Source organism: Blautia sp. CAG:237, assembly GCF_000436615.1.
Lineage (GTDB): Bacteria > Bacillota > Clostridia > Lachnospirales > Lachnospiraceae > Blautia_A > Blautia_A intestinihominis.
Genome location: NZ_FR886681.1, coordinates 1 through 10,989, shown reverse-complemented (window position 1 = coordinate 10,989; position 10,989 = coordinate 1). Strand labels below are relative to the sequence as shown.

General features: G+C 44.4%; 6 protein-coding genes and 2 pseudogenes. 6 read left to right on the top strand and 2 right to left on the bottom strand.

The window, feature by feature from the left end; all coding sequences use genetic code 11:
- The 5 genes and pseudogenes from QZL69_RS02100 to QZL69_RS02080 form a co-directional block, all read left to right on the top strand.
- Positions 1-1,074 (top strand): annotated as a pseudogene (locus tag QZL69_RS02100) (DNA-directed RNA polymerase subunit beta); the annotation flags it as partial.
- Positions 1,075-1,091: 17 nt separating this feature from the next.
- Entirely contained in the window at positions 1,092-4,805 is a 3,714-nt protein-coding gene (rpoC, locus tag QZL69_RS02095) for a DNA-directed RNA polymerase subunit beta' (RefSeq protein WP_022213571.1), read from the top strand.
- Positions 4,806-5,139: 334 nt separating this feature from the next.
- Positions 5,140-6,846 carry a serine/threonine protein kinase gene (locus tag QZL69_RS02090; protein ID WP_022213570.1) on the top strand — a complete coding sequence of 569 codons (1,707 nt, stop codon included), beginning with the start codon at positions 5,140-5,142 and terminating at the stop codon, positions 6,844-6,846.
- Between the two features lie 13 nt (positions 6,847-6,859).
- Positions 6,860-7,666: a PP2C family protein-serine/threonine phosphatase gene (locus QZL69_RS02085; RefSeq protein ID WP_022213569.1), complete on the top strand. Its 807-nt coding sequence runs from the start codon at positions 6,860-6,862 to the stop codon at positions 7,664-7,666.
- Positions 7,667-7,685: 19 nt separating this feature from the next.
- On the top strand, positions 7,686-8,930 hold the full coding sequence (locus QZL69_RS02080; RefSeq protein ID WP_022213568.1) for a hypothetical protein: 1,245 nt from the start codon (positions 7,686-7,688) through the stop codon (positions 8,928-8,930).
- Between the two features lie 62 nt (positions 8,931-8,992).
- On the opposite strand, the gene QZL69_RS02075 is transcribed toward QZL69_RS02080, so the two are convergent.
- Together QZL69_RS02075 and QZL69_RS02070 are read right to left on the bottom strand one after the other, a co-directional pair.
- Positions 8,993-10,069, bottom strand: a complete 1,077-nt coding sequence (locus tag QZL69_RS02075; protein WP_022213567.1) for a serine hydrolase — start codon at positions 10,067-10,069, stop codon at positions 8,993-8,995.
- 33 nt (positions 10,070-10,102) lie between these two features.
- Positions 10,103-10,531: a hypothetical protein gene (locus QZL69_RS02070; protein WP_022213566.1), complete on the bottom strand. Its 429-nt coding sequence runs from the start codon at positions 10,529-10,531 to the stop codon at positions 10,103-10,105.
- Between the two features lie 300 nt (positions 10,532-10,831).
- Between QZL69_RS02070 and QZL69_RS02065 the strand changes: the two are divergent.
- Positions 10,832-10,989 (top strand): annotated as a pseudogene (locus QZL69_RS02065) (30S ribosomal protein S12); the annotation flags it as partial.

The following is a 10,989-nucleotide window of genomic DNA, read 5'->3' as shown; positions in this document are numbered from 1 at the left end:
TCTGTTCGTATTTATATCGCTCAGAAACGTAAGATTTCTGTTGGCGATAAGATGGCTGGTCGTCATGGTAACAAGGGTGTCGTTTCCCGTGTACTTCCAGTTGAAGATATGCCATTCCTTCCAAATGGCCGTCCGCTTGACATCGTGCTGAACCCTCTGGGTGTACCTTCCCGTATGAATATCGGACAGGTCCTGGAGATCCACTTAAGTCTTGCAGCCAAGGCACTTGGATTCAATGTTTCCACACCTGTATTCGATGGTGCGAGCGAGGTTGATATCCAGGATACACTGGAACTGGCAAATGATTATGTAAATATTGAAGATTTTGAAGAATTCCGTGCAAAATATCAGGATGTACTTGCTCCTGACGTTATGGAATATCTTGATGAGCACAAAGACCACAGAGAACTGTGGAAAGGTGTTCCAATTTCCAGAGATGGTAAAGTTCAGCTTCGTGACGGACGTACCGGTGAGTACTTCGATGGACGTGTAACTATCGGTCACATGCATTACCTGAAACTGCATCATCTGGTAGATGATAAGATCCATGCACGTTCAACTGGTCCATACTCCCTCGTAACACAGCAGCCTCTGGGTGGTAAAGCTCAGTTCGGTGGACAGCGTTTCGGAGAGATGGAGGTTTGGGCTCTGGAGGCATATGGTGCTTCCTACACACTGCAGGAGATCCTGACAGTGAAGTCCGACGATGTTGTAGGACGTGTTAAGACCTATGAAGCGATCATCAAGGGTGACAATATCCCTGAGCCGGGTATTCCGGAATCCTTCAAGGTACTTCTCAAAGAACTTCAGTCTCTGGGTCTTGATGTCAAAGTACTCAAAGATGACAATACAGAAGTACACCTTCTGGAAACAGTAGATTATGGTGATACAGATCTTCGTTCCGTAATCGAAGGTGACAGCAGACATCACAGAGAAGAAGAGTCCTTCGGCAAACATGGTTATACCAAACAGGAATTTGAAGGCGAAGAACTCGTAGATGTAGAAGAAGAGGATGAGGGCGAAGAGGATTTCCTGGACTTCGACGATTCCTATGATGATGATGACGACAAGTAAGAAAGGGGAAAGAATACATGGCAGAATCAACAACTACCAATGAAACATATCAGCCAATGACTTTCGATGCCATCAAGATTGGACTGGCGTCCCCTGAGAAGATCAGAGAATGGTCCAGAGGTGAGGTAACAAAACCGGAGACCATCAACTATCGTACTCTGAAACCAGAGAAGGACGGTCTTTTCTGTGAAAGAATTTTCGGACCAAGCAAGGACTGGGAGTGCCACTGCGGTAAATACAAAAAAATCCGCTATAAAGGTGTTGTCTGCGACCGATGCGGCGTAGAAGTAACCAAATCTTCTGTACGAAGAGAGCGTATGGGACATATCGAGCTTGCAGCTCCGGTATCCCATATCTGGTACTTCAAGGGAATCCCATCCCGTATGGGACTTATCCTTGACCTGTCTCCGAGAACATTGGAAAAAGTTTTATACTTTGCAAACTATATTGTACTGGATCCGGCTGACTCCGGACTTCAGTACAAACAGGTTCTCACTGAGAAAGAATATCAGGATGCCCGTGAAGCATACGGATACAATTTCCGTGTTGGAATGGGTGCAGAATCTATTATGGAACTTCTCAAAGCGATCGATCTTGAGAAAGATGCTGAGGAACTCAAGACAGAACTGGTAGATGCAACTGGACAGAAACGTGCCAGAATCATCAAGAGACTGGAAGTTGTAGAATCTTTCCGTGAATCCGGAAACCGTCCGGAGTGGATGATCATGACTGCAATCCCGGTTATCCCGCCAGATCTTCGTCCTATGGTACAGCTCGATGGTGGACGTTTTGCAACATCTGACCTGAATGATCTGTACAGAAGAATCATCAACCGTAACAACCGTCTGAAACGTCTTCTGGAACTGGGAGCACCGGATATCATTGTTCGTAATGAGAAACGTATGCTTCAGGAAGCAGTAGACGCGCTGATCGACAATGGTCGTCGTGGCCGTCCGGTAACAGGACCTGGAAACAGAGCTCTCAAATCCCTTTCTGACATGCTGAAAGGTAAATCCGGACGTTTCCGTCAGAACCTTCTTGGTAAACGAGTTGACTATTCCGGACGTTCTGTTATCGTCGTTGGACCTGAACTGAAGATCTATCAGTGTGGTCTTCCGAAAGAAATGGCAATCGAGCTTTTCAAACCTTTCGTTATGAAAGAGCTTGTTGCAAACGGAACTTCCCACAACATCAAGAATGCCAAGAAAATGGTAGAGAAACTTCAGCCGGAAGTATGGGATGTACTGGAAGATGTTATCAAAGAACATCCTGTTATGCTGAACCGTGCACCTACACTGCATCGTCTGGGTATCCAGGCATTTGAGCCGATCCTTGTAGAAGGTAAAGCTATCAAACTTCATCCGCTCGTTTGTACCGCGTTCAACGCCGACTTCGATGGTGACCAGATGGCTGTTCATCTTCCGCTTTCCCAGGAAGCTCAGGCAGAGTGCCGTTTCCTTCTGCTTTCACCAAACAACCTTCTGAAACCTTCAGATGGTGGTCCGGTAGCCGTTCCTTCACAGGATATGGTCCTTGGTATTTACTATCTGACACAGGAGAGACCAGGAAATCCGGGCGAAGGCAAATACTTCAAGAGCGTAAACGAAGCAATCCTTGCTTACGAAAATAAAGTTATCACATTACAGTCCAGAATCCATGTACGCTGCACAAGAAAACTGGCAGATGGAAGAGAGCTGACAGGAACTGTAGAGTCCACACTTGGACGTTTCCTGTTCAACGAAATTCTTCCGCAGGACCTTGGATATGTAGACAGAAGCATTCCGGGTAATGAACTTCTTCTTGAGGTTGATTTCCTGGTAGGTAAGAAACAGCTGAAACAGATCCTTGAGAAAGTCATCAACACTCACGGAGCTACCAAGACCGCAGAGGTTCTCGACTCCATCAAGGCTATGGGTTACAAATATTCTACCCGTGCAGCTATGACAGTATCCATTTCTGATATGACTGTGCCGCCTCAGAAACCTGAGATGATCCAGAACGCACAGAATATCGTTGACAAGATCACAAAGAACTACAAACGTGGTCTTATTACAGAAGAAGAGCGTTACAAAGAAGTTGTTGAGACATGGAAGAAGACTGACGATGAGCTTACCAAAGCCCTTCTGAACGGTCTTGATAAATACAACAACATCTTCATGATGGCTGACTCCGGTGCCCGTGGTTCCGATAAGCAGATCAAACAGCTTGCCGGTATGCGTGGTCTGATGGCCGATACAACTGGTCACACTATCGAGCTTCCTATCAAGTCAAACTTCCGTGAAGGTCTTGAAGTACTGGAATACTTCATGTCCGCGCATGGAGCTCGTAAAGGTATGTCCGATACCGCTCTTCGTACAGCCGACTCTGGTTACCTGACCAGACGAATGGTTGACGTATCTCAGGAACTTATCGTTCGTGAAACAGACTGCTGTGAAAACAGACCGGAGATCTCTGGTATGTATGTCAAAGGCTTCATGGATGGCAAGGAAGAGATCGAGAACCTTCAGGAACGTATCACAGGACGTTTCTCCTGCGAAACCATCACAAACAAAGATGGTGAAGTTCTTGTTAAAGCAAACCATATGATCACACCAAGACGTGCAGCACGTATCATGAGTGAGGGTGTAAACGCTAACGGTGGTCCGATCGAAGAAGTTAAGATCCGTACGATCCTGACCTGTAAGTGCAAGGTTGGTGTCTGCGCTAAATGTTACGGTGCAAATATGGCAACTGGTGAAGCTGTTCAGGTTGGAGAATCTGTTGGTATCATCGCAGCACAGTCTATCGGTGAGCCTGGTACACAGCTTACCATGCGTACATTCCATAGTGGTGGTGTAGCCGGTGGAGATATCACACAGGGTCTTCCTCGAGTTGAGGAGCTTTTTGAGGCAAGAAAACCTAAGGGTCTTGCTATCATCACAGAAATCCCTGGTGTTGCAGTTATCAACGATACCAAGAAAAAACGTGAGATCATTGTTACCAATCCGGAAGACGGCGACTCCAAGACTTACCTGATCCCTTATGGATCCCGTATCAAGATCACAGACGGACAGGTACTTGAAGCTGGTGATGAGCTGACAGAAGGTAGTGTAAACCCACACGATATCTTGAGAATCAAGGGTGTTCGTGCTGTTCAGGATTACATGCTCCGTGAGGTTCAGCGAGTATACCGTCTCCAGGGTGTAGAAATCAGTGATAAGCATATCGAGGTTCTGGTCCGCCAGATGCTGAAGAAGATCCGTATCGAAGAAAACGGAGATACAGAATTCCTTCCGGGAACACTTGTTGATGTTCTTGAATTCGAAGAAGTTAACGAAAAACTTGAAAAAGAAGGCAAGACACCGGCAGAAGGAAAACAGGTTATGCTTGGTATTACCAAGGCTTCCCTGGCAACAGATTCCTTCCTGTCAGCAGCGTCCTTCCAGGAAACAACCAAAGTCCTGACAGAAGCTGCTATCAAGGGTAAAGTTGACCACCTGGTAGGTTTGAAAGAGAACGTTATCATTGGTAAGCTGATCCCGGCCGGAACTGGTCTGAAACGTTACAGAGACATTCAGCTTGATACAGGAATGCCGGAGGAAACACCTGTGGCAGAAGAAGAGCCTGTAGATGAACTTCCAGAGGATGATGAAATGCTGACAATGGAAGAAGAATCCGCAGAGGATGTTTCTGATGATGCAGAGGAAGAGATCCTTCTGGACGATGAGGATATCGATACAACAGAAGAATAAATGAACTACAGAAGAAGTTCCAGATTTATGATCAAAGTAAATCTGGGGCTTCTTTTTTTCTTTTTGCAGGAAAAGTATAAAGATTGTGTGAAAAAAGATGGAAGAAAAGCGAAAACTACAGACAGACGCGGGTGGACATGCTATACTAAGAGCACTTCCTGATGGAAGTTTCAAAGATACAGAGTTTTAAAGACATAGAGTTACTTAGTGTTTTTTATATAGATATAGGATTTAGAATAAAATAGAAGTTATGTAACTGTGAGGCTATTGAACAGTTACGAATTACATTCAAATAAATATAGATCATATTACGAGAGGAGAGGAGGGAGGATAGATGGACAAACAACTTCCGGTTTCTGTATGGCCGGAATGGAAGATCGTGGAGAAGATCGGTGAAGGATCCTTCGGTAAGGTCTATAAGGCAAAACGTACAGAGCAGGGCAAGACCTTTTATTCTGCGATCAAAGTTATTACGATTCCCTCGAATGCCGGAGAATTGAGCAGTATTCGTTCGGAAAACCCGGATGAACAATCGGTAAAGGAATATTTTCACAGCCTGGTAGAAGAATGTATCCAGGAAGTGAATACGATGGAGTATTTTCGAGGCAATTCTCATGTAGTCTCTGTTGAGGATTATAAAGTAGTGGAATATCTGGACGATATTGGATGGGATATTTACATCCGAATGGAATATCTGACCAGCTTTCTTGATTATTGTGCCGGACGCGCACTTTCAGAAGATGATGTGATACATTTAGGAATCGATTTGTGTAAAGCACTGGAATACTGCCAGTGCCAGAATATCATTCACAGAGACATTAAACCTGAGAATATTTTTGTTTCCAGATTTGGGGAGTTCAAACTGGGAGATTTTGGCATTGCCCGGGAACTGGATCGGACAATGAGTGGGTTATCTAAGAAGGGTACATTTTCTTATATGGCACCGGAAATGTACAAAGGAGAGGCATATGATGCCAGAGTAGACATCTATTCCCTTGGAATTGTACTTTATAAATTAAGAAACCATAACAGACTTCCTTTTATCAGCCTTAAGAAGCAGCTGATCACGTATCGGGACAAGGAAGAGGCACTGAACAGGAGAATGGCAGGAGAGGAACTGCCTCCGCCGGCAGAAGCAGGGGAGGCTTTTGCAGACGTGATTCTCAGAGCATGTGCTTATGATCGCCATGATCGTTATGAAAGTGCTGAGGAATTTCGAATGGCACTGGAGCAGGTTCGATATCCTGGGCAGCCGGAACTGTCGGATATCAGAAAACCGGAGATCATATCAGATTCTCCGGAAACAGACAGAAATTTTACAGAAGAAGAGAAACCTGAGGAAACGGTTGTACTGAGAAATACAGACAAAAGGACAGGCAGAAGAATCAGCCGTTCTCCACAGCATCGAAGGAAACCTGCAAAGAAAAAGCAGAAATTTGAGCCACTTGTTGCGGCTGCTGTCATTATGGTGATAGCAGTTTGTATTGTTGTGGGCGTTTTTATCTGGCTTCTGAAAGAAAATGCAGAATTACAGCGTCTGAAGCAGTCAGTTACAGAGACGGTTCAGAGTGCAGAAAATAAACAACTTCAGGAGACTCTGGAAAAAATTCAGTCACAGGCAACAGAGATCAGCGATGATCTGAATGATTACAGCTGGATTGGATCTGAAGAAGAAGGAAAGATCAGTTACTTGAAACAGCGGGATAATGGAGACTGGCAGGTTATGAAGATACTGATCTATCCGGATCTGTCAGAAGATGGTTATTATGAAGAATATTATTACTGGAATGATGAACTGTTTTTTGCCTATATATGGGCTGATAACAATACGCTGAGTGATCTGAAGGACGGAGAGCAGAAAATAGACAGATATTATTATGAGGACGGTAAGCTGATCCGCTGGATCGATGACAAAAACCGTTGTCATGATAACGAGACAGACAGTGAGGAGTATGTAACAAGAGGAGAGAAATACTGGGATCGTGCGGAAGAGTACAAAGCTCAGTTGAATCTCTCTGCTGACAGTACATCTGCATCCTGAGAAAGGAAGGGCTATGGCGTATCAGATTGAATATGCATATACGTGCCACATAGGTAAGGTGCGGAATAATAATGAGGACAATTTCTGGTGCTGTGGCGAGAGTCTTGATTCAGAAAACAAGGGAATGAGTCATGTCCGCAGCGGAAAGATAAAACAGAAGGATTTTCCGCTTCTTGCCGTATTTGACGGAATGGGAGGCGAAAGCTGTGGAGAAATGGCAGCATTCCTTGCAGCAGAATCCTGTGGTGAGTTTTATAAAGAAAAAAAGAAAGAAATCTCAGAATATCCGGAAGAGTTCCTGAATGAACTCTGCTTCCAGATGAACCGTGCTGTATGTGATTACGGACAGGAAAATAAAATAAACAGCATGGGAACAACTGCAGCAATTCTTGCTTTTGGGGCAGACCAAGTATATTCATGCAATCTGGGTGACAGTCGTATTTACCGCGTTTCGCCGGAAGGACAGATACATCAGCTTTCGCTGGATCATGTCCTTGGGGGAGGAAGATTCGGCAAGCCGCCGCTGACACAGTATCTTGGGATCCCGGAGGAAAGCATGGGACTTGAGCCGACGATCACAGCACAGGAGGCAGTGATCGGGACTCGGTATCTCATATGTTCAGATGGAATCACAGATATGCTTACTGACAGTGAGATCGCGGCTGTTCTTGCAAGGGAAGTTCCGGTAGCGGAAACAGCAGAACTTCTGGTAGAACAGGCCCTCCAAAAAGGAGGCAGGGACAACATTACAGTAATACTCTGCGAACTTGCAGAGCAGGAACAAAACTGGTTTGGAAAATTATTAAGTTATTTTTTATAGAATATGAAGGTGACAGACTATGAAAAACCGTATGCAGGATTTGGATTTTGAACAGACAGTTGCTTTTGATTCTGTCAAAGATTTTGAATTCACACGAAAAGCAGCACAGAGATTCCGGCAGGTCGTCAGTCTGGATGGGTTTGAAGACGAAGATGCTGATGTTATTTTTCATTATTTATATAAAGAAATGGAACTGGTATCTTTTGGAGATCACCTGAAACGATATATTTATGAACGTGCAGGACTCGAAGAACCCTATAATGAAGTAACGCAGGATATTTACAGAGACATCGTGATTGAGTCTTTTCATGAGACTTGTACACCGAAATCAATGAATCCTACATCAACGAAACTGACATCTCTTGTCAATAACTGGCTGACACAGGCATCTGTCAAGAGAGAGACTGTATTTTTGCTTGGTTTTGGACTTCGTATGAGTTCGGAGGATGTTTCGGATTTTCTGACACGGGTACTGAGAGAGCAGGATTTTGATTTCCATAATCCGGATGAGGTGATCTACTGGTATTGTTATACCATGCAAGTTGGCTATCATAAGGCAGAAGAACTTAAGAAAGCCTATGAGAAACTGGAGCCTGATCCGGATTACACCGAGGCATCCAAGGTATATTCAGGCGCATTGATCCTGGACAATGAGGAGAAACTTCTGAAGTATCTGGCCTATGTCAAGGTTGGAGCGGATGACCCGATGTCAGAGAAGAGTCAGGCATTTCAGGAATTTGTGCGCCTTCTGACTCATGCCAAGGAAATCATCGCCAGGATGTATCAGGGTGATGAAGTGGAAAAAGACCGCAACAAAGTGTGGAATATTTCTGATATTACGGATTCTGATGTGGAAAAAGTTATCTGCAGTGGAATTCCTGTAAATAAGATGGGAAATCTCAAAAAAATGTCTGCGTCTATTCTGGCGAAGCATTTCAGCCAGAAGCGGTTCAGCAGACAGCGGATCAACAGCATCATAAATCATAAGTTTCCGGTGGAACGTTTTGATCTGATCACGTTGGAGTTTTTTATTGTTTCGCAGGAGATGCAGGATGATGATCCATATAATCGATATCATCATTTCCTTGAAGAAATACAGAAGATTCTGCATAAATGTGGAATGAGTGAGATTTATATTGTGAATCCGTATGAGTGCTTTTTGCTGATGTGTCTTCTTACGGACTGCCCGCTGGCGGTTTTTGCTGATATATGGGAGATGTCCTATGAAGATACAGACGGGGAAATCTCGGAAGAAAAAAGCTGATTTTTTTATAAAAATAAAGCCATACGATCTGTTTAAACCGTATGGCTTTTGGGTGATGCGTTTTATTCGTTGTAGTATCCGTAGATCATACGGGAATCCTGAGCAATCGTTTCCTGCGCATTGCCGGTACTGCTCAGATTCTGAGACATGAAGCATACAACCAGGTCGATGCCTTTGGTTGTGTTGTAGATGATTCCAACATCATTTTCAACATTGTCGAGTTCGCCGGTCTTGTTTGCAACGCTGACACCTTCCGGCATGTCTGCCGGGATTTTGTTGCGGCGTTCCTGCATCTTGAGAAGAGAGTACATGGCATCGGCATGGGATAAAGTTGGGTTCTCAGCAGTACCTGCATTGATCTGGTAGATCTCTTTGAGAAAATGTCCGCAGTCATTTACGGAAGTATAATTATCGCCATTTTCATTGCTGTGTAGAAGAAGTCTGCCCATGGAAGTACTGGTATATCCGTGCGCCTGGCAAAAGGCATTGACTACATCCATGCCGGCAGAATCATCGCCGCCGCCGAGCATATTTACGAGAGTATTTGCAGCATCATTATCACTAACAGTAATCATAGGATTGAGATAACTGTTCAGGGTATCTGCATCGTATGTTTCGCAGAGCTGATCGTAGTTTTCGTAAACGGCGCCCATAATGAACAGCTTGATCAGGCTGGCAGCCTGCATCGGCTGATTGTCGATCGTGCCTTCGGTGCCTTTCATAAGGTTGCAGACGTAAACGGACCAGTTTCCATTATCCTGTGGAAGAAGAGTTCTGACTTGTGAAAGAAGATTGTTCAGACTTTCATCCGTTGTAGTCTCAGAGGAGACCGTTTCGGAGGAGTGGGATGGGGAAAGCGTTCCTTCTTCCTGACTTGCAGATTCAGCAGAAACTGTATTGGAAGACGACTGCTGATTTTGTTCCTGGAGCTGCTTGAGTTCATCGGACTGAGCAACGAGGTTTGCGGATGTTTCTGCCATTTCCTGTACGGTATCCTGAAGTTCAGTGACTTTGGACTGGAGGGAGGCAAGACCATTCAGTGAATACAGAGCCAGTCCGCCAAGTCCGATGACTGCTACAGCCAGAATGCTGATGATAATGTACAGAAAAAAAGGTTTTTGCTGTTTAGGGGTATTCATATTAAGATATCCTTTCTTTTTAAGTGCAGCAGGTTATTGATCGCTGAAAAGATCTTCGGAATCCTGCGGGTTGGTCTCAGCTGTTTCGTCTTCAGTATCGTTGTTTCCCCCTGAAGTGAAAGAATTGTATTCGGGCGAAGTATTCTGATTGAAAACAGAGGTCTGTGTATCAGCAGATTCTGCTTCAGGAAGGCGTTCACTCACGGTCTGATGTGTACCGGAATTCTGCTGTTTCTTCCAGTTGAGAAGATCCTTCTGAGACTGGATCGCATCAGCGTAAGCGGAACTGGCGTTATCAAGTTCTTCTTTTTTGGCATCCACCTGCTGAATGAAGGTGTCCAGCTGGGCTTCGTAATCGGAGATCTGCCGGGCAGTTCTGAGTTCGACAAGGAAAATTCCGGCAATAAAGAGAAGACCAGTCAGGACCAGCAAAAGAATGCCAGGATTCAGCTTTTCTTTCATGATGAGAAATCCTTTCTTATTATATAGAAGTAAAGCAATAAAGTAAAAATGATTATCAGCATCAGCGAAATAATCTTTTCAATATTATAAACAGAGTACCTTCAAAAAGCAATAATCAGGAATTCGTAAAAAAAAGAAAAAATCATGTAAAATGCCTTGACAGCCGCATTTTTACGGGATATAATGAGCAGGCGTGCAACAGGAACGCTGTTTTTTTGTTGCCCGGCATTTAAATTTGACAATAGCAACCGCGCTACCCCATGGCAAACCATGGAGAAAATAATCGGGAGGTGAAATGGAATGCCAACATTCAACCAGTTAGTAAGAAAAGGACGTCAGACATCTGTAAAGAAATCTACAGCACCGGCTCTGCAGAGAACATTCAACTCTTTAAGAAAGAAAGCTGTTGAGCAGTCTGCACCACAGAAACGTGGAGTTTGTACAGCAGTTAAAACTGC

What these genes read in the sequence shown, in the direction of transcription:
- QZL69_RS02070 (WP_022213566.1), bottom strand. Translation starts at nt 10,531, where the DNA reads ATGAAAGAAAAGCTGAATCCTGGCATTCTTTTGCTGGTCCTGACTGGT.
- rpoC (WP_022213571.1), top strand. Translation starts at nt 1,092, where the DNA reads ATGGCAGAATCAACAACTACCAATGAAACATATCAGCCAATGACTTTC.
- QZL69_RS02090 (WP_022213570.1), top strand. Translation starts at nt 5,140, where the DNA reads ATGGACAAACAACTTCCGGTTTCTGTATGGCCGGAATGGAAGATCGTG.
- QZL69_RS02085 (WP_022213569.1), top strand. Translation starts at nt 6,860, where the DNA reads ATGGCGTATCAGATTGAATATGCATATACGTGCCACATAGGTAAGGTG.
- QZL69_RS02080 (WP_022213568.1), top strand. Translation starts at nt 7,686, where the DNA reads ATGAAAAACCGTATGCAGGATTTGGATTTTGAACAGACAGTTGCTTTT.
- QZL69_RS02075 (WP_022213567.1), bottom strand. Translation starts at nt 10,069, where the DNA reads ATGAATACCCCTAAACAGCAAAAACCTTTTTTTCTGTACATTATCATC.